This window comes from Metalysinibacillus jejuensis (assembly GCF_003057615.1).
GTDB lineage: Bacteria > Bacillota > Bacilli > Bacillales_A > Planococcaceae > Metalysinibacillus > Metalysinibacillus jejuensis.
Window position 1 is genome coordinate 1 of sequence record NZ_QAFW01000024.1, and the last position, 19,624, is coordinate 19,624.

Below are 19,624 nucleotides of genomic sequence, written 5' to 3' on the forward strand. Positions count from 1 at the left end.
TGATAATGGCAAAGAGGTCACACCCGTTCCCATACCGAACACGGAAGTTAAGCTCTTTAGCGTCGATGGTAGTTGGGGTTAGCCCCTGCGAGAGTAGAACATCGCTAGGCAATAGAAAAAACGAGTAACTCTTAGGAGTTGCTCGTTTTTTTGTATTTAAAAATTTAATACTGCACGAACGTCATTGATATAAGATTGACTAATAGGTAGTGTCATTTCGTTAATTAAAGTTACTTGAAAGTTTGAAGCTAAATCGCGAGTAATCGTTTTAATATAGCGAATATTAATAATATAGGAGCGATGAATACGCAAAAATTGTTTTGGCAAAGATAATTGGAGTTCTTTTAAAGTAATCGTTGTTTTATGCTGTGTACCTTTTTCATAAAACCAAGTTTTTTTATTTAAACTTTCAATATACATTACATCATTGATTAATACAGGACTCCACCCATTCTCATCTTTACCTGTTAAGAATGAAATAGGCTCCTTTTCAGGGAAAGAAAAATGAGAAGGTAAAATCACTATAAGTGCAGCCTTTGTTTGATTGAGTAAAATAGGATAACCAATACCGTAGTACGGCTGATCAAACAACGTTTCGTCCATCATAGCATCAATTTTTTTATGGCTTTGGAGCACGGCATGAGCAATGCTTTCTTTTTGAACGGGAGAACCGACGCTTAGTTGAAATTGTTCATTAGTGGAAGAAAAATAAATATACTCATCATGCATAGCGATAGCAATAGAACTTTGTTTTGGTAACCAGTCAGCTAAAATAGTTTGATAGTGTGTTGCTATTTCGTGTGCCGTTGTAGAAATGGATTGTGTCATTATAAAACCCCCTAATATGTAATTTAATTCTTATTTCTGTCTAAGCAATTTCCCATTCATCATGATTATATCGTATTTTGTCGGAAAAGAGTGACAATTTTGTGTACCTGTTATATATTAATTTACAACAAGTTCAACTGTTATGTAACAGTTATTTTATAAAAGTTGAGCTGTACACAAACAAATGGGAAGGTGTGGAGTAATATGTCAACACGTCAAGAGAAGATTCAAGCATTAGAGAAGGATTGGGCAGAAAGCAAGCGTTGGGAAGGTATCGAACGCGGTTATTCAGCTGAGGAAGTAGTTAAGTTACAAGGTTCAGTAATTATTGAGCAAACGTTAGCGAAGCGAGGCGCAGCTCGTCTATGGAATTCTTTACATGAAGAACCGTTTATCAATGCATTAGGCGCATTAACTGGTAACCAAGCTGTACAACAAGTTAAAGCAGGTCTAAAGGCAATCTACTTATCAGGTTGGCAAGTAGCTGCGGATGCGAACCTTTCAGGTCAAATGTATCCTGACCAATCGTTATACCCAGCAAACTCTGTACCAGCAGTTGTAAAGCGTATTAACCAAGCGTTACAACGTGCAGACCAAATTGATCATACAGAAGGTCGCGAAGATGGTTTTGACTGGTTCGCTCCAATCGTAGCAGATGCTGAGGCAGGTTTCGGTGGTCCACTTAACGTATTTGAATTAGTAAAAGGTATGATTGAAGCAGGCGCGGCAGGTGTTCACTTAGAAGACCAATTAGCATCTGAAAAGAAATGTGGTCACTTAGGTGGTAAAGTATTACTTCCTACACAAAATGCAGTACGTAACTTAATTGCAGCTCGACTTGCAATGGACGTTATGGGCACAGAAACTATTTTAATCGCACGTACTGATGCAGACGCAGCAGATATGGTTACATCTGATATCGACCCACGTGATGCAGACTTCATTACAGGCGAACGTACACCAGAAGGCTTCTTCCGTACGAAAGCAGGCATTGAGCAAGCGATCGCTCGTGGCTTAGCTTATGCACCATATGCAGATTTAATCTGGTGTGAAACATCACATCCATCATTGGAAGAAGCACGCCAATTTGCTGATGCAATTCATGCTAAATTCCCAGGGAAAATGTTAGCGTATAACTGCTCGCCATCATTTAACTGGAAAGCTAATCTTTCAGAGCAAGAAATTGCTGAATACCAACGTGAATTAGGTAAGATGGGTTATAAATTCCAGTTCGTAACATTAGCTGGTTTCCACTCACTTAACCACTCTATGTTTGAGCTTGCTCATGCATATAAAGATGAAGGCATGGCTGCATACTCTCGTTTACAACAAGCAGAGTTTGATTCAGAGGTTAAAGGCTATACAGCAACTAAGCACCAACGTGAAGTTGGTACAGGTTACTTTGATGATGTATCACAAGTTATTTCTGGCGGTACTTCTTCAACAACGGCTATGGCAGGTTCAACTGAAACAGCACAGTTCTAATTTTTAAAGGGATGGGGGTTTTGACATGGAACAAGCTACAGGCACAATTAAAATTATTGGAGAGCAAAACGAACAAACAAAAGAAGTATTAACGCCAGAAGCGTTAGCTTTTGTACAGTCGCTTCATGAGAAGTTCGATGCTCGTCGTAAAGAGTTGCTAGCGCTACGCCAGGAACGTCAAAAACGCCTCGATCAAGGTGAAAAACTCGACTTTTTACCTGAAACAAAAGAAATCCGAGAGGGAGATTGGACAATTGCGCCACTCCCTGCGGATTTACAAGATCGACGCGTAGAAATTACTGGTCCGGTAGATCGTAAAATGGTCATTAATGCCCTAAATTCTGGAGCGAAAATGTTCATGGCTTGCTTTGAAGACGCTTCAGCACCAACTTGGGAAAATATGATTAATGGTCAAATTAATATGCGTGATGCGATTAACAAAACGATTGAGTTTCACCAAGAGTCAAACGGTAAGACATATAAATTAAATGAAGAAACAGCAACTTTACTTGTACGCCCACGTGGCCTTCATTTAATGGAGAAACATGTACTTGTAAATGGTGAGGAAATCTCAGGTGGCTTCTTTGACTTTGGGTTATACTTCTTCCACAATGCTAAAAATGCATTAGCTAAAGGTACAGGACCATACTTCTACTTACCTAAATTAGAAAGTCATTTAGAAGCACGTCTATGGAATGATGTATTCGTTTACGCACAAGACTACATCGGTATTCCACAAGGCACGATTAAGGCGACTGTTTTAATCGAAACAATTATGGCTGCTTTTGAGATGGATGAAATTTTGTATGAACTACGCGAACATTCAGCAGGTCTGAACTGTGGTCGTTGGGATTATATTTTCAGCTATATCAAACGCTTACGCAATCAGCCAGACGTTATTTTACCAGATCGTGGTCAAGTAACGATGACCGTACCGTTTATGCGTGCATATACACAACTATGTATTAAAACATGCCATAAACGTAATGCCCCAGCAATCGGAGGCATGGCGGCACAAATCCCTGTAAAAGGGGACGATGCAGCAAATGAAGTAGCATTTGCAAAAGTAGCGGAGGACAAACGTCGTGAAGCAACAGATGGTCATGATGGTACATGGGTTGCTCACCCAGGTATGGTAGCTACCGCTATGGAACAATTTGATGATGTGATGAAAACACCGAATCAAATTGATAAAAAACGTGAAGACGTTAACGTAACAGCTGATGATTTATTAGCAGTACCAGAGGGTACGATTACAATCGAAGGCTTACGTACAAACTGTAGTGTAGGTGTGCAATACATTGCATCATGGTTACGTGGTCAAGGTGCTGCACCGATTAACAACTTGATGGAGGATGCAGCAACAGCTGAAATTTCTCGTACGCAAGTTTGGCAATGGATTCGTCATGATAAGGGTATTTTGGAAGATGGACGCGGTATTACAGAACGCTTCGTACTCGAAGTTTTAGACGAAGAACTTGTAAAAATTAAAGAAGCTGTTGGGGAACAAGCTTATGAAAGTGGTCGTTATGATGAGGCGGCTGAACTATTCAAATCTTTAATTACACAAGATGAATTCGTTGAGTTCTTAACGCTTCCAGGTTACGACAAGTTAAAGTAATTCCATTAAGTCACAGAACAAACTCTCCTAATTTTAATTATAACATTCAATCATTGTAAGCTGTTGTCGAATGCTGCTTGCAAACTTGGCAAACTTACCCCTCGACAGTAGGAATGCCAGAGAAACGTGTAAAAGGTTTAGACAAAGGGGTCTATATAAGGGAAAAAGTCTTATAGCTACGCGCTATAAGACTTTTTTGTATATTATAGTAATAAAAGGATAAGAGGTGAACGCAATGAAAAGGTTAGTTATAGTTGGCATGGTGAGCACAATTTTAGTAGCTTGCAGTAAAGAGGAAAAAGAAGCTACATCGCCTAAAATGGCGACTTCAACAGAAGTAACAGCAAATTATAACAGCGAAACAACGAGCGCACTAACATTTGGTGTAAAAGCAGATTCACTCCACTATACAGAGCGCTTAGATGCTTTAAAAGTAGCGCATGAGCAACAATGGGATGATTTGACGCATCAAATCCCCACGCAAGTTGAACAACGAATGTTATTAGAGCAACAATATCAAGAAGTAGAAGCCATACTTACTGAAATGTATAATTTACTACATACTACAATGCCTAAAGTAGAAGCTGAGCAATTTGCTAAGCAGCATGAAGATTGGCTCGTGTATAGTGATGGTCGCTTACCAGGGGAGGACTCAGCTTTGGGAGATGGTGGGCGAGCTATTGCAATTCCTAGTTTTTTAGCGACTTTGACATTTGAACGTTGCTATGAGTTAATTGCACAATATATGTAGCGGATATTTGTTATAGTGAATGTAGAAATAGTGAGGGGGCAATGAAATGAACACGATTTTAGTAGTAGACGATGATGCGCACATCTTAAAGCTTGTTAATATTCATTTAGTGCAGGCGGGATATTCTGTCATTCAAGCAAGTTGTGCGGAGGATGCTTTTCACAAGCTAGAGACTACGCTACCTGATTTAGCTATTGTCGATGTGATGATGCCTGGGATGAATGGTTTTGAATTAACAAAAATTTTAAATGAAGATTATAATATACCCGTTTTATTGTTAACAGCTAAAGGTGAAATTGAAGATAAGGAAAAAGGCTTCTCAGCAGGGTCAGATGATTACGTTGTAAAACCTTTCGAACCACGTGAATTACTATTTCGCGTAGCTGCTATTTTGCGACGTTTTGATAAAAAAAATCAAGAGACATTTGAAGTAGGAGATATGTTTATCGATCGCCGTAGCTTTGAGGTGACGATTGGTAAACAAACATTAATGTTACCATTAAAAGAGTTTGAGCTACTAGCGCTGCTAGCTTCTCGTCCTAATCAAGTATTTCCTCGGGCGACTATAATGGAACAAATTTGGGGCTTTGATTATGAGGGAGATGAACAAACCCTAAATACGCATATTAAACGTATTCGTGAACGTCTAACTAAACATACGACTTGTGTCACCATTACTACGGTGCGTGGTGTTGGCTATAAATTAGAGGTAAACGGCGCATGTTAAAGACATTATCTAGCAAATTTGCGCTAACCACCTTATTATTAATGCTTGGCAGCTTACTGCTAGGCTTTTTTTTCACTAATACGTATTATCATCAAGTTATTAAAGCACCTAATGATCAAAAAAATGTAGAGATTGCTGAGGCAATGGTCGCTTATATTGCTGATGCACAAGTAGATAACTTAGACGACTATTTCACGATGTTAGGGGAAACGGGTTATCAATTATATATTGTGAAAGAAGGGGGGGCGCCAGTCTTTTATGGCGGGGCTTTTCGTGATACAACGTTAGAAGCAACGACAGTTGCTGACGTATTAGCAGGCAATATTTATCACGGTATGCGTGATTTTCCACGTGAAACATTTGTGATGGGTTTTTTTGCTAATGAACTAGTTAATACTATCGGGATACCATTTACGTATGAGGATGAGCAATACGCTCTTTTTATGCGACCTAATATTAAATTATTATTTTCTGAGGTACATCGTATTTTAGGTGCACTCATGTTAGCCATGTTTATTTTAAGCTTAATTGGTGTCATCGTTTTAGCGCAGACGATTATTTCACCAATTAAAAAGTTAACAAGGGCGACGCGCGCGATTGCGCATGAAAATTATGAAGCACCTTTAGAAATAGAGCGCGTAGATGAAATTGGTCAGTTAGCGAATAGCTTCCAGCGTATGACGGACCAATTACAAGAAAATGATGCGATGCGTAAAACATTTGTTAGTAATGTATCGCATGATTTTCAATCACCATTATTAAACATTCAAGGTTATGCTACACTGCTTGCACAACCTAATTTAACAGATGAAGAACGCGCGGAGTACGGTGAAATTATCGAAATAGAGACGAAGCGACTTTCTAATTTAACAAAGCAATTATTAGTGTTAACGACACTTGATAGTTCAACACGCAAGCCTAAGCGCGAGTTGTTTGACTTAACTGCTCAATTAAAAGAAACGGTACGGAAATATCGTTGGCAAATGGAAGAACATCATATTGAATTTTCTTATACTATGCCAGAGGTTCACTATAAAGGTGAAGCGGGTTTACTGCAAAATATTTGGGATAATATTATTGCGAACGCTATTAAATATAGTGAAGATGGAGCTCAAATTACATTAACTGTTGAAGAGACAGCAACCGCTATTATCGTAACGGTAGAAGATACAGGTATAGGTATGGATAAAGAAGCACTTGCACATGTTTTTGATCGTTTTTACCGTGCAGATGCATCACGTACGAAGCATGGTACTGGTCTAGGTTTACCTATTGTCAAACAAGTCGTAGAAAAGCATGATGGTACTGTCGTAATTTCTAGTGAACAAGGCGTTGGCACAACCGTTAAAGTGACTTTACCTAAGCTGTAATTTTGAGTTCATATAAAGTTCATATTGGGAATTTATACTATGAGTACACAAACAAAATAATGGAGGAATTAACCATGGAAAAACAATGGGCAATTCGTTTAATTCGCTTTGCAGCGGTATTTGGTTTATTTGGTACTTATTTAGGTTCTCATATGGCTGGGGCAGGAAGTTATGCATTAAAAGCTGTTCACGTTCATATTTTATTAGTCGGTTGGCTTAGCATGTTCGCTTGGGGTATTTTTTATAAAAACTACGAAGTTCGCATTAAAAAATTAGTAACAGCACAAGCGATTACAGGTATGATTGGCGCATTTGGTTTAGGTGTAGGTATGTGGTTATACTATGTAAAACCATTTGCGATTAGCGAAGTTGTTAACCTTGTATTCTTTATTGCAGGGGGTACTATTTTATTAGTAAGTTTTGCATTATTCTTAGCAGTAACATTCTTTATCGATAAAGCAAAAGCATAAAAAAGCAAGACTTGTCACATTCAATGCGTGACAAGTCTTGTTTTTTTAATGATGGAAATGTTGACCGTCTGTAACAGCTTCAACATAACCTTGGCGGATGACGAAATCACCGAAATGTTCGTCTTTTTGGCGCTCTTTAGCGTAGTGGGCAAGCAGAGGTTGTAGCGTAGCTAAAATTTCTGCTTCGTCAATATTCTCTTTATACAATTTATTAAGTCGTTGCCCTGTAAAGTCGCCACCTAAATATAAATTATATTTGCCTGGCCCTTTACCGATAAAGCCAATCTCGCCCATTGCAGCACGTGAGCAGCCATTTGGGCAACCTGACATACGAATGCCAATTTCAGTTTGACTTAAGTTATGTTCGGCTAAAATTTCATCGATTTTTGTAATTAATGAAGGTAAGTAGCGCTCAGCCTCAGCCATAGCAAGCCCGCATGTAGGTAAAGAAACACAAGCAATCGCATTGCGGCGTAAAGCAGAATACTGCGCACCATCTGTAATGGCATAATGTTTTAGCAATTGATCAATTTGCTCTTTTTTAGCAGGGGTAACATCTGCAATTAAAAGGTTTTGGTTAGGAGTTAAGCGAAACAGCCCTGTATGCACTTTGGCAATTTCACGTAAACCCGTTTTTAACAAGTAGTCGTCTTCGTCTTTAATGCGTCCATTTTGAATGAATAAAGTATGATGCCAATTACCATCTTCACCTTGAATCCAGCCATATTCATCGCCCGTGCGAGTAAAAAGGTAAGGGCGGGATTTTTCTAATGTAAAGCTGAGACGTTTTGCGAGCTCATCTTTAAACCACTCTAAGCCGCGCGCATCAATAGTATATTTAAAACGCGCATTTTTACGGACTGAGCGATTACCATAGTCACGCTGAATCGTTAAGATTTTTTCAGCTGTCTCTAGTAATTGCTCTTTATAAATAAAACCAATAAGACGTCCGAGCTGTGGGTAGGTGGCTGTGTCACCATGTGTCATACCCATGCCACCGCCTACAGCTACGTTAAAGCCGATGAGTTCATTATTTTCGATAACTGCGATTAAGCCAATATCTTGTGAAAATACATCAACATCATTGCTAGGTGGGATAGCGATGCCAATTTTAAATTTACGAGGTAAATAAAGCGCACCATAAATTGGTTCCACTTCTTCTGTCTGTTGACCATCAAATACTTTTTCACCATCTAACCATAACTCATGATAAGCACGTGTTTTAGGTAAGAGATGTTCACTTAATTTAGCTGACCACTCGTACACTTCTTGATGGAAGTCGGATTGATTAGGGTTCACATTACACATTACATTACGGTTTACATCACCGCATGCTGCAATACAATCCAGTAGTACTTCATGGATTTCTTGCATGTATTTTTTGACGTTCCATTTTAAAATGCCATGCACTTGAAACGCTTGGCGTGTCGTTAATTTTAACGAGCCATTACCGTATTTATCGCCCATCTCATCCATCACTAACCATTGTTCAGGTGTCGCCGTACCACCAGGTGTGCGTACACGAACCATAAACTGATAAGCAGGTTCTAGCTTTTGGCGTTGACGTTCATTGCGTAAGTCTCGGTCATCTTGTAAATAGCTTCCGTGGAACTTCATTAAGCGGTTATCAGCTTCTGGAATACCAGAAGATAAAGGGTTTTGCATCGTTTTTTCGAGTGTGCCACGTAAGTAATTACTCTCTTGTTTAATATCTTCTACATCACTTGGTGTGCCAGGCTGAGTAGGTAAAATAATTTTTTCCATCGTTTCGCTCCTTAGTACACATCGCGTTGATAGCGGTTATTTTGTCGTAGTTCAGTAAGGTAAGCATTCGCTTCTTCATCTGTGCATGCACCTTGTTCTTTAATAATCGTGAGTAATGTTTGCTCAACGTCTTTGGCCATGGCATCTTTATCACCACAAACATAAATAATTGCACCACGCTGTAGCCATTCGTAAACTTTTTCTGCTTGCTCAGCTAGACGATGTTGTACGTAAATTTTTGTTGATTGATCTCTTGAGAAAGCGAGTGAAATATCCGTTAACGCACCGTCTTCAAGCCATTGTTGCCAATCCGTTTGGTATAAAAAGTCGGTAACAAAATGTTGGTCACCAAAAAATAGCCAAGCATCGCTCGTTTGCTGTCGCTCTGCACGCTCTTCTATGAAGCTACGGAACGGTGCAACCCCTGTACCAGCACCAATCATAATGATAGGTGTTTCATCCTTAGGTAGGCTAAAGTTGGGGTTATGATGAATATAAATAGGGAGTTGATCGCCTACTTCGATTTGCTCAGCGATTTGACCTGAACATACGCCGAGGCGCTCACGTCCGTCTGTTTCATATGCCACTTTGCTAATCGTTAAATGCACACTTTCCTCATTAGCTAATTGACTCGAAGCAATGGAATATAGACGCGGTGGTAAATCTCGTAGCAAGGCTAAAAATTGTTCACTCGTCCATTCAAAAGGTCCGTATGTGGTTAAGACGTCTAATAAATCACGCCCATAATGGTAATCTTGCCAAGCTAATGCTAAAAACGCCTCATTTTTACTATAATTTTTTAATTTTTCAAATAACGGTTTCGTTAGTTGAGTAATTTCTTTGGTGACTAATTGTTGTTGTAAATTTTCAGGCTTCTCATCTGTAAAAGTTAAAGCTGCCGCGACTTGCTCAACGAGTGCCGCATTATTTTTACTTAAAATACCGACACTATCGCCTGGCTCGTATGTGAGGTTGGCCCCTTCGAGAGATAATTCGATATGCATCGTATGTTTAGATGAACCACGTCCATTTAAGACGAATTTATCTACTACTTCAGCATAAAATGGTTGAGATTTTGTATAGACGGACGCTTCATTTACCGTTGCGTTTGACTGAATGGTAGGGACATTTACTTGAGCAACTTGTTCGATAATGTCATCGATAAAGCGCGCTGCGTCTTCTTCGTAAGCTACGTCACAATCCACACGTGAAATTAAACGTTTTGCCCCTAATTTTTCAAGCTGTTGATCAAAGTCAGCGCCTGTTTTACAGAAAAATTCATAAGAGCTATCACCTAGCGCAAGTACGGCATAATTTAAATGACTAAGCTTTGGTGCGCGTGAGCTATGTAAAAACTCATAAAACGGAATAGCGTTGTCAGGTGGTTCGCCTTCACCGTGCGTGCTAGCAATAACGATTAAATTCGTTAGCTTTTTAAGTTGATTCGTTTTAAATTTCGCGGTAGAAACGACTGTAGTTTCTACATTGGCTTGGCGTAAACGTTCGCCTAATGTTTCTGCAAGTTGTTGACTGTTACCTGTTTGTGAGGCGTAGAGCACCGTCACTTTCTTTGTTTCAACATTGCTAGTAATATCTGCTTGTGGTGTTGCACTTATATAACCGGCCAACCAAGCTTTTTGATAAATGTCTAAAGACGGTAAAAGTTGGTTGAGTAATTGAATTTGCGCCTCATTAAAGGGGCTATTAGTAGTTGCGATTGACACGATTTCACCTCAATTATTTTAAACGAATTTTTTCATGTTTTTCGATTTGTACAATGTGACCATCTTGAATAATCAAAGTAACATTGCCATATTGAATCGTCTTTAAAATTTCTTGTAAATTAGCGATTGCTTCTGAAATGTTTTTCTCTTCAGCCATAATGACTAACCTCCTTTAATGGTTGCAAAGCTTCATCAATGCGTTGATGTAATACAAGGTGTATGTTTTCGCTCTGACCTAGCGCATCGCAGCGTATAAATGTAGCGGCGGATGGTGGTAAGTTAGCGACGGTTTGTGTGATATGTTTACTTAATAAACCAGCAAACAATAAGTAAGGCACGATGACGATTTTTTGACTTGTTGCATGCAAGCTAGCAATAGCTTGTTCGAAGCGCAACCCATTGCCATACAAAAAACAAGGGATGATATGCAAGCTGTAGCGCTGTGTTAATTGCCTAGCGACTTGTTGCATATGAACAACCGCTGCATCGTCACTACTGCCGCGTCCTACTAATAAAATTGTTGCATGTTGTGGTAGCGCTGTTTGCTTAGTAATAGTAGTGTGCAATGTTTCGATTAGCAAAGGGTGATGACCGAGGGGTTCGCTTTGGGTAAATGTTATAAATGGATAACGTTGTTTAGCCTCGGCAATCAGCGCAGGAATGTCAGCTTTAGCATGCGATGCTTTAATTAATAGTAAAGGGACAATGGCAATCGCTGTTGCTCCTTTTTTTACACATGTGTCAATCCCCTCAGGAATGCTCGGTGTAGCAAGCTCTAAAAAGGCAATTTCTTGGATAGCCTCTTGGCGATAGCGCATCGTGTGTTCAAAAAAACGAATGGCTTGTGCGACACCTTTAGCGCGTCTCGTACCATGTCCGATATATAATATAGCTTGCATATCATCCCTCCTATACTGTGGCTAGTGCTGGTAGCCACTGAATTTTTTCGTGTAACTTAACGACTTCACCGACAACAATCATGCTAGGGTTTGGAATATCCTTTGCTTGCAGCGGCATCGTTGCGAGTGTGCCAACTAGCGTTTGTTGCTCCGCATACGTACCTTTATAAATTAAAGCGACCGGTGTAGAGCCGAGGCGACCATGCTTAATTAGTTGTTGGCAAATATACTGAAGGTTGCTAACCCCCATATAAATTGCTAATGTATCGACACCTTTTGCTAAGTGATGCCACTTAATAGCATCATCCTTTCCTTCTCTCATATGACCTGTTACTACTGCAAAGCTAGAGGCATAATCGCGATGAGTTACGGGAATGCCTGCATAGGCAGGTGCAGCAATTCCAGCTGTAATACCTGGTACGATTTCAAAAGGAATATTAGCAGCTACGACGACTTCAGCTTCTTCGGCCCCGCGTCCAAAAACGAAGGGATCCCCGCCTTTTAAACGCGTCACTACTTTCCCTTGTGCAGCGTAGTAAACGAGCAAATGATTAATATGTGCTTGAATCATGGCATGTTGGCGAGGCTGTTTGCCACAAAAGATAAGTTTGGCATGCGGTTTAGCATGGGCTAATAGTTTTTCATTGACGAGTCGATCGTATAAAATAACGTCGGCTTCTTGGATGCAACGTAGCCCTTTTAAAGTAATTAGCTCCTCATCTCCTGGCCCAGCGCCTACGATATAAACTTTACTCATACACATTCTCCTTCATAAGTAATAAAACATATAAATTAACTAGGTTTTAATTTTGCTATGTGTTATACTCTACTAAAAATTACGTGATTAAGGAAATAAAGATTAGTAATAGCATTAATTACAAAAGCTAATCATTGAGGAGGGCTCGTATGAATGTCGAAGAATTAGTGACCTTTACAAAATTATGTGAGTTGAAAAATTTTACGAAAACAGCAGAAGCATTAACTATGTCGCAACCTACAGTCAGTCTTCATTTGAAAAATTTAGAGCAAGAATTTCAGTCACAACTCATTCAGCGTTCGTCTAAGCAAGTGAGTGTAACGCCAACGGGTGAGCTATTGTTAGAGCGAGCCAAACAAATCCAGCAACTTATTGCACAAACAAAAAGTGATATTTTAGCTTGTCATGATGCCGTTCAAGGTGAATTGAAAATTGGGGCTAGCTTTACGATTGGGGAATATATTTTGCCGATGATTTTAGGGGATATTTGCATGGAGTACCCCCAACTAAATTTAGATGTTACGATTGGTAATACAGAAGAAATCGTAAAGCAAGTTAAACATTTACAAGTAGATATTGGGTTAATTGAAGGCACGACTAATGAGAAAGAGCTTTTATTAATGCCTTTTATGGAAGATGAACTCGTTATTATTGTGAGCCCTACACATGCATTAGCTCATAAAAAAGATGTGCAGATGAGTGATTTACAAAATGAAGTATGGCTGTCGCGAGAGCTAGGTTCAGGCACGCGCGAAAATTTACAACATTTTTTGCGCACACATGCTATTAAAACAAGAGCTATCGTAACAATTAGTAGTAATCAAGGCGTGAAAGAAGCCGTGATGAATAATGTTGGCATTTCACTTATTTCGCGCTATACGGTAATGCGAGATGTAAAATTTGGGGATGTCGTCATTGTGCCAGTAGCAGAGCGATTTACCCGCGTATTATCATACGTTTATTCACCAGTAATGAAAAATATTCGAAGTGTATCAAGCTTTATAGAATTAGTGGAGGAAAAATTATGATTGAACAAGTAATCGCGATTGCTAAACAAGCAGGAGCGGCGATTATTAAAATTTATCAAGCGCCCGTTGAGATTACCTATAAAAACGACTTGTCTCCTGTTACGCTTGCTGATCAAGTAGCGCATAAGGTAATTACCGATGCATTAACAAAACTTACGCCGACGATTCCTATTATTAGTGAAGAGGGAGCCATTGCCCCTTATGAGGAACGCAAACAATGGCAGCAGTTTTGGCTTGTAGATCCGTTAGATGGCACGAAAGAATTTATCGCTAAAAATGGAGAATTTACAGTAAATATTGCATTAATCGAACACAATATGCCCGTGTTAGGTGTCGTTTATGCGCCAGCTAATGACGTATTATATTATGCATCTGAGCAAGGTGCTTATAAAGTAACAAACGGGCAAGCAAAGCCATTAGCTCATGTTACAGCCTCTAATCATACGGCTGTAATTAGTCGGTCGCACGCGTCAAAAGAAACGCTTGCTTATTTACAACAGCAAGGTATTACTGTGATTCAACGGTTAGGAAGTTCATTAAAGATGTGTGCTGTCGCGGAAGGCTCAGCTTATTGTTATCCGCGTCTTGGAGATTGCATGGAATGGGATACAGCTGCTGCACATGCCATTGTGCGCTATAGTGGGCATCAGGTTATGGATTATACGACAGGTGAAGAATTACGTTATAATAAGCCTTCTTTAAAAAATCCCTATCATATTGTAAAGTAACAAAGCAGCTGAGAGATTACTCGGTTGTAGTGGGGAATATTGGTTTTTTATTCTAAAACATCATATATATCTTTAATAATCAAAAAATGTTAGGCCAATTATCTTGGTCTAACATTTTTGCTTTTTGTTCTCACTTCTTGTAGTGAAATGATTATAAATAACTTGCTAACGCACGCATAATTTTATCGGTTGCTTGTTCGATAGATAAACTTGTCGTATCTACAATAATATGTGGTTTTTTAGGTGTTTCATAAGGGCTAGAAATGCCGGTGAATGCTTCGATTTCTTGCTGGCGTGCTTTAGCATATAAGCCTTTTGTGTCGCGTGATTCGCACGTAGTAAGAGGCGTGCTAATAAAGATTTCGATGTAAGCCTCGCCAATAATGTTTTGTGCTTGTTTACGGTCTTGCTCGAGCGGTGAGATGCAGGCTGCAAGTGTAATTAAGCCCGCTTCATTTAATAACTTGGCTACTTCTGCAATGCGACGGTTATTTTCGCTCCGACTTGCTTCATCAAAAGCTAAATTTTTATTTAAGCCTAAACGTAAATTATCACCGTCTAATAACATCGTATGGTGACCTAATAAAACAAGGCGTTTTTCTACTTCGTTCGCAAGTGTAGATTTACCAGCACCTGATAAGCCTGTAAACCATAACGTAAGTGCTCGCTGTTGCTTTTGAGCCTCGCGAATAGCGGCCGTCACCGTAGTTTGCTGAGCGAAAATAGAAGTGGTTTGTTCTAAGTTTTGAATGACACCACATGCGGCAGTCATATGAGTGAGACGGTCGATTAAAATAAAGCTACCAAGTGTATGATGCGTGTTAAACGTACTCATAATAACAGGTTCAGCTAATGCAATCGTACATTCGGCTAACTCATTTTTTTGTAAGCTTTCTGCAGCGACTAAGTCGCCATTTTCGATATTAATTTTATGAGTAATTGCTGTAATAACACCGGCGATAGTTTGCGTTCCAATTTTACATAAATAATTTTTGCCAATAACGAGTGGTTCCGTATCCAATACTAAAACGTGAGCAGTGAATTTTTGAGCAGTCGTTAATGTCGTATCTGTCGTTAGTACACAGCCACGCGAGACATCTACTTCTTTAGAAAGTTGTACAGTAACAGGTTGTCCTGCGACAGCTTCTTGCTCAGTGCGATCAGTGACTAAAATTTGTTTTACAATTGCCCGTTCGTTGCTCGGTAAGGCAATGATTTCATCGCCTACTGCAATACGACCTGATTCAATTTGCCCTTGGAATCCGCGAAAATCTTGATTAGGGCGACTAACGCGCTGAATAGGTAAGGTAAACGTTGCTAATGCGTCTTCTTCTACATTAATCGCTTCTAAATAGGGCAGGAGCGCTAGTTCTTCATACCAAGGTGTAGCGGCAGAAGCAGTAATAATATTGTCACCGTTTGTTGCGGATACAGGAATTACTTGAATGGTGCTAAAATCCAATGTTGTAGCGAGCGTTAAGAAGTCACGTTTAATCGCTTCAAAGCGCTGCTGTTCAAAATTGACTAAGTCCATCTTATTAACGGCAACTACGATATGACGAATGCCCATCAATGCACAAATGCGAGCGTGTCGTTTCGTTTGCACAGTAATCCCCTTTGTAGCGTCTACGAGTAAAATTGCTAATTCGGCGAAGGAAGCGCCGACGGCCATGTTGCGCGTATATTCTTCATGCCCTGGTGTATCTGCAACAATAAATGAACGCTCATCTGTCGTAAAATAGCGGTAGGCTACGTCAATTGTAATGCCCTGTTCACGTTCAGCTAATAACCCATCCAATAAAAGGGCATAATCAATTTCACCGCCGCGGCTACCAACTTTACTATCCAGCTCCAGTGCTTTTTCTTGGTCAGCAAATAACAGCTTAGATTCATATAATAAATGGCCGATTAAAGTAGACTTACCATCATCTACATTGCCGCATGTAATAAAGCGTAGTAATTTTTTCATTAGAAATACCCCTCTCGTTTACGACGTTCCATACTTCCCACAGCTTCTTGGTCAATTACGCGTGTCGTACGTTCAGAAGTGACGGCGCCTAGTGTTTCCTCAATGATTTCTTCTAACGTAGTAGCTTCTGATAATAATCCACCTGTTAATGGGTAACAGCCAAGCGTGCGGAAGCGTACCATTTTATGTTCGATTTGATCACTTGGTTCTAGGCGGAAGCGGTCATCATCGACAAGTACATAATTGCCATCACGGTAAACGACAGGACGTTCTTTGGCGAAATAGAGTGGCACAATATCAATTTTTTCACGGTGAATATATTGCCAAATGTCTTTTTCTGTCCAGTTTGATAGAGGAAAGACACGCATGCTCTCACCTTTATGCACCAAAGTATTATAAAGTTTCCACATTTCAGGGCGTTGATTTTTAGGGTCCCAAGCGTGCTGTTGATTGCGGAAAGAGAAGATGCGCTCCTTAGCACGCGACTTTTCTTCATCGCGTCGACCACCTCCAAAAGCTGCAGTAAAACCGTATTTATCAAGCCCTTGTTTTAGTGCTTCTGTTTTCATAATATCCGTGTAACTCGCACCGTGATCAAAAGGGTTAATCCCTTGAGTAACGCCATCTTCATTGCGATGAACAAGCATTTCAATACCTAATTCTTTCGCGCGTCGATCACGAAACTCAATCATTTCTTTAAATTTCCAAGTCGTATCAATATGCAAGAAAGGGAAGGGGGGGTTTTCAGGGTAAAAAGCTTTTAAAGCAAGATGAAGCATCACAGAGCTATCTTTACCGATAGAATATAACATTACAGGGTTTTCGCATAAAGCTGCGACTTCCCTAATAATATAAATGGCTTCTGCTTCTAGTTGATCAAGATGAGAAAGTTTCGTCATAGTTAATACTCCTTTATGTGTGTAGTCCACATTCTGTTTTACCGCTACCTTGCCAACGCCCAGCGCGCAAGTCTTCTGCTGTGAAAGCGGGTTTAGTACAATGTGCACAACCGATACTCGGATAGCCTTGGTCATGCAAAACATTGTACGTAAGTTCGTGCTTTGTAACGTAGCGCCAAATATCTTTCCACGTCCAGTGGATAAGAGGGCATATTTTAATCGCTTTAAAACGATGATCTTGATTAATAAAATTGGTGTTTTTACGCGTTTCAGATTGTTCACGGCGCAAGCCAGAAAGCCAAGCGGTCGTATTGTTTAACTCTTGTTGAAGCGGCTCGATTTTACGTAAATTACAGCACGTATTTGGCTCACGTTCCCAAAGTTTATCACCGTATTTTTCGGCTTGCTGTGCTAATGTCAGTGCAGGTTGCTTACGTTCAATACGCAGTAGCGGATATTTTTTCTGTACGCGGTCAATCGTTTCATAAGTCTCTTTAAAATGTACATTCGTATCTAAAAAAATAATGCGAGCATTGGGCTGTACTTTAGCGATTAAATCAATAAGTACGATACCTTCAATACCGAAACTACAAGCATATACAAGGTCTTCTTTATACTGTTCATAACTCCATCGTAAAACAGCTAATGCACCTTTATCTTCGTTGTCTATAGCGAAATTAGGCTGTTGGCCTGGCCAAGTGTCATACGTTAACATACAATTCCTCCTTTAAATGCTGAAGTCTTCTGGGATAAATACTTTCATTTCTTTAGGGCTCACATACACGTTTTCTCCTACTTGTAGATTGAGTAATAAAAACTCTTCTTTATTTAATTCAACTTCGATATACGTATCATCATCCCGCCGCATTTCGATATGCCAAATAGGGCCAATCGTATGAATAAACGTGATAGTAGCAGAAATGACCGCATCACTCGTTTTTTCACGTTCGATTTTTATGTGATGTGGCCGCACATAGCCAACTGCTTCATTGGTCGTTTCGGCTTGGTTACTAAAGCTAAATTGCCCATCGATAACCCTACCTCTAAAAAGGTTAACATTGCCTAAAAAGTCATATACAAAAGGGCTGACAGGGGATTCATACACTTCAGCAGGTGCTCCCACTTGTTCAACTTTTCCTTTATTCATAATGACAATACGATCTGCTACATCTAGCGCTTCTTCTTGGTCATGTGTAACGAATAATGTCGTAACGTGAATGTCGTTATGTAATTTGCGTAGCCAGCGTCTCAATTCTTTGCGTACTTTAGCATCTAGCGCCCCAAAAGGTTCATCCAATAACAAAATTTTAGGTTCGACTGCTAAGGCGCGAGCCAGCGCGACACGTTGACGTTGGCCACCTGATAATTGAGCAGGATAGCGTTTAGCAAACCCTTCAAGTTTAACGAGCGCTAATAATTCATCAACTTTAGCAGCGATTGTTTGAGCTGAAGGCCGTTTATGTTTAGGACGTACTTGCAAACCGAAAGCAATATTGTCAAAGACCGTTAAGTGTTTAAATAGTGCATAATGTTGAAAAACAAATCCGACGTCGCGCTGATTAATATGCAAGCTTGCTACATTTTCGTTATCCACTAAAATGATGCCGTCTTCTACGCTTTCTAAGCCTGCTATCATGCGTAAAAGTGTTGTTTTACCAGAGCCAGAAGGACCTAGTAAGGCTACGAGTTCACCACTCGGTATGTGCAGGTTAATATCGTGAAGCGCTTGAAAATTACCATATTTTTTCGAAATATTCTGAATTTCTATCGTCATATTAATCACCTCGTTGACGTATGGGTGCGATGTTCAATCCATACTTTTATGAATAATGTAATAACAGCAAGTAAAGACATTAAGGAAGCTACGGCAAAAGCGGCAGCAAACTGGTATTCATTGTATAAAATTTCGATATGCAGTGGCATCGTATTTGTCATGCCGCGAATGCGTCCAGAAACGATTGATACTGCACCAAACTCACCGACGGCACGTGCACTACATAAAATAACGCCGTATAATAATCCCCATTTAATAGCAGGTAGCGTTACTCTTTTAAACATTTGAAAGCCGTTAGCACCGAGTGAGATTGCTGCTTCTTCCTCAGCGCGCCCTTGGGCTTCCATTACTGGAATAAGCTCTCTTGCTACAAAAGGAAGCGTGACAAACATCGTTGCTAAAACAATGCCAGGAACAGAAAAAATAATACGTAGACCGAAGTCAGTAATAACAGTACCCAATACACCGCTAGGGCTGAAAAATAAAATAAACATCAAGCCTGCAATGACAGGAGATACAGCAAAAGGTAATTCAATGAGAGAGAGTAAAAGTTGCTTACCTTTAAAATCAAATTTCGTAATTGCCCACGCAGCTGATATACCAAAGAGTGTATTCAGCGGTACCGTAATAGCTGTGACGAGCAATGTTAGGCGAATGGCCGATCGTGCTTCCTCATCTAAAATTGCAGCAAGGTAAACGGCTACTCCTTGTTCGAGTGCTTTTGTGAAAATAAATAATAAAGGAACGAGCAAAAATAAGATGATATAGCCATACATAGTAAAAATGAGTGCTAATTTTATCCCTTTATGTTCACGCATAGTATGCCTCCT

Annotated in this window: 19 protein-coding genes and 1 rRNA gene; 9 read left to right on the plus strand and 11 right to left on the minus strand. The window is 39.8% G+C overall.

What is annotated here, in order from left to right:
* Positions 1-110: ribosomal RNA gene (gene rrf / locus DDE80_RS08790) — 5S ribosomal RNA — on the plus strand; the annotation flags it as partial.
* A 46-nt stretch (positions 111-156) separates the two neighbouring features.
* Here rrf and DDE80_RS08795 read toward each other — a convergent pair.
* Positions 157-828: a LytR/AlgR family response regulator transcription factor gene (locus tag DDE80_RS08795; protein WP_108307289.1), complete on the minus strand. Its 672-nt coding sequence runs from the start codon at positions 826-828 to the stop codon at positions 157-159.
* Positions 829-1,032: 204 nt separating this feature from the next.
* On the opposite strand from DDE80_RS08795, the gene aceA reads away from it, so the two are divergent.
* The 6 genes from aceA (at position 1,033) to DDE80_RS08825 (ending at position 7,252) form a co-directional block, all read left to right on the plus strand.
* Positions 1,033-2,313: an isocitrate lyase gene (gene aceA, locus DDE80_RS08800; protein WP_108307290.1), complete on the plus strand. Its 1,281-nt coding sequence runs from the start codon at positions 1,033-1,035 to the stop codon at positions 2,311-2,313.
* Between the two features lie 25 nt (positions 2,314-2,338).
* Positions 2,339-3,934, plus strand: a complete 1,596-nt coding sequence (gene aceB, locus DDE80_RS08805; RefSeq protein ID WP_108307291.1) for a malate synthase A — start codon at positions 2,339-2,341, stop codon at positions 3,932-3,934.
* A gap of 235 nt (positions 3,935-4,169) precedes the next feature.
* Positions 4,170-4,685 (plus strand): lysozyme inhibitor LprI family protein, encoded by a 516-nt coding sequence (locus DDE80_RS08810; RefSeq protein WP_108307292.1) that lies wholly within the window; start codon positions 4,170-4,172, stop codon positions 4,683-4,685.
* A 46-nt stretch (positions 4,686-4,731) separates the two neighbouring features.
* Positions 4,732-5,412, plus strand: a complete 681-nt coding sequence (locus DDE80_RS08815; RefSeq protein ID WP_108307293.1) for a response regulator transcription factor — start codon at positions 4,732-4,734, stop codon at positions 5,410-5,412.
* Positions 5,406-6,782, plus strand: a complete 1,377-nt coding sequence (locus DDE80_RS08820) for a sensor histidine kinase (RefSeq protein WP_108307294.1) — start codon at positions 5,406-5,408, stop codon at positions 6,780-6,782. The genes DDE80_RS08815 and DDE80_RS08820 overlap by 7 nt, the downstream gene beginning before the upstream one ends.
* A gap of 74 nt (positions 6,783-6,856) precedes the next feature.
* Positions 6,857-7,252 carry a hypothetical protein gene (locus tag DDE80_RS08825; RefSeq protein WP_108307295.1) on the plus strand — a complete coding sequence of 132 codons (396 nt, stop codon included), beginning with the start codon at positions 6,857-6,859 and terminating at the stop codon, positions 7,250-7,252.
* Positions 7,253-7,297: 45 nt separating this feature from the next.
* On the opposite strand, the gene cysI is transcribed toward DDE80_RS08825, so the two are convergent.
* Genes cysI through cobA form a run of 5 tightly spaced genes read right to left on the minus strand, consistent with a single transcriptional unit; the run spans position 7,298 to position 12,396 of the window.
* Positions 7,298-9,016 (minus strand): assimilatory sulfite reductase (NADPH) hemoprotein subunit, encoded by a 1,719-nt coding sequence (cysI, locus tag DDE80_RS08830; protein WP_108307296.1) that lies wholly within the window; start codon positions 9,014-9,016, stop codon positions 7,298-7,300.
* 11 nt (positions 9,017-9,027) lie between these two features.
* Entirely contained in the window at positions 9,028-10,740 is a 1,713-nt protein-coding gene (locus DDE80_RS08835) for an assimilatory sulfite reductase (NADPH) flavoprotein subunit (protein ID WP_108307297.1), read from the minus strand.
* A gap of 13 nt (positions 10,741-10,753) precedes the next feature.
* Entirely contained in the window at positions 10,754-10,897 is a 144-nt protein-coding gene (locus DDE80_RS08840) for a YezD family protein (RefSeq protein WP_108307298.1), read from the minus strand.
* A complete protein-coding gene (locus tag DDE80_RS08845; RefSeq protein WP_108307299.1) occupies positions 10,890-11,639 on the minus strand; it encodes a sirohydrochlorin chelatase in 750 nt (249 codons plus the stop codon). Before DDE80_RS08845 ends, DDE80_RS08840 begins: the two co-directional genes overlap by 8 nt.
* Before the next feature lie 10 nt (positions 11,640-11,649).
* Complete coding sequence (gene cobA, locus DDE80_RS08850) at positions 11,650-12,396, minus strand: uroporphyrinogen-III C-methyltransferase (protein ID WP_108307300.1); 747 nt, start codon at positions 12,394-12,396, stop codon at positions 11,650-11,652.
* A 149-nt stretch (positions 12,397-12,545) separates the two neighbouring features.
* On the opposite strand from cobA, the gene DDE80_RS08855 reads away from it, so the two are divergent.
* Positions 12,546-13,424 (plus strand): LysR family transcriptional regulator, encoded by an 879-nt coding sequence (locus tag DDE80_RS08855; RefSeq protein ID WP_108307301.1) that lies wholly within the window; start codon positions 12,546-12,548, stop codon positions 13,422-13,424.
* Positions 13,421-14,152 (plus strand): 3'(2'),5'-bisphosphate nucleotidase CysQ, encoded by a 732-nt coding sequence (gene cysQ / locus DDE80_RS08860; RefSeq protein WP_108307302.1) that lies wholly within the window; start codon positions 13,421-13,423, stop codon positions 14,150-14,152. The genes DDE80_RS08855 and cysQ overlap by 4 nt, the downstream gene beginning before the upstream one ends.
* A gap of 151 nt (positions 14,153-14,303) precedes the next feature.
* Here the strand turns inward: cysQ and cysC are convergent, their stop codons facing one another.
* Genes cysC through cysW form a run of 5 tightly spaced genes read right to left on the minus strand, consistent with a single transcriptional unit; the run spans position 14,304 to position 19,612 of the window.
* Positions 14,304-16,121 carry an adenylyl-sulfate kinase gene (cysC, locus tag DDE80_RS08865; RefSeq protein WP_108307303.1) on the minus strand — a complete coding sequence of 606 codons (1,818 nt, stop codon included), beginning with the start codon at positions 16,119-16,121 and terminating at the stop codon, positions 14,304-14,306.
* Positions 16,121-17,020, minus strand: coding sequence for a sulfate adenylyltransferase subunit CysD (gene cysD / locus DDE80_RS08870; RefSeq protein WP_108307304.1), 900 nt, complete (start codon positions 17,018-17,020; stop codon positions 16,121-16,123). The genes cysC and cysD overlap by 1 nt, the downstream gene beginning before the upstream one ends.
* Before the next feature lie 13 nt (positions 17,021-17,033).
* The gene (locus DDE80_RS08875) at positions 17,034-17,735 is read right to left on the minus strand and encodes a phosphoadenylyl-sulfate reductase (RefSeq protein ID WP_108307305.1); all 702 of its coding nucleotides are present in this window, start codon (positions 17,733-17,735) and stop codon (positions 17,034-17,036) included.
* 12 nt (positions 17,736-17,747) lie between these two features.
* Entirely contained in the window at positions 17,748-18,794 is a 1,047-nt protein-coding gene (locus DDE80_RS08880) for a sulfate/molybdate ABC transporter ATP-binding protein (RefSeq protein ID WP_108307306.1), read from the minus strand.
* Positions 18,795-18,799: 5 nt separating this feature from the next.
* A complete protein-coding gene (gene cysW / locus DDE80_RS08885) occupies positions 18,800-19,612 on the minus strand; it encodes a sulfate ABC transporter permease subunit CysW (protein ID WP_108307307.1) in 813 nt (270 codons plus the stop codon).
* Between the last annotated feature and the right edge of the window lie 12 nt (positions 19,613-19,624).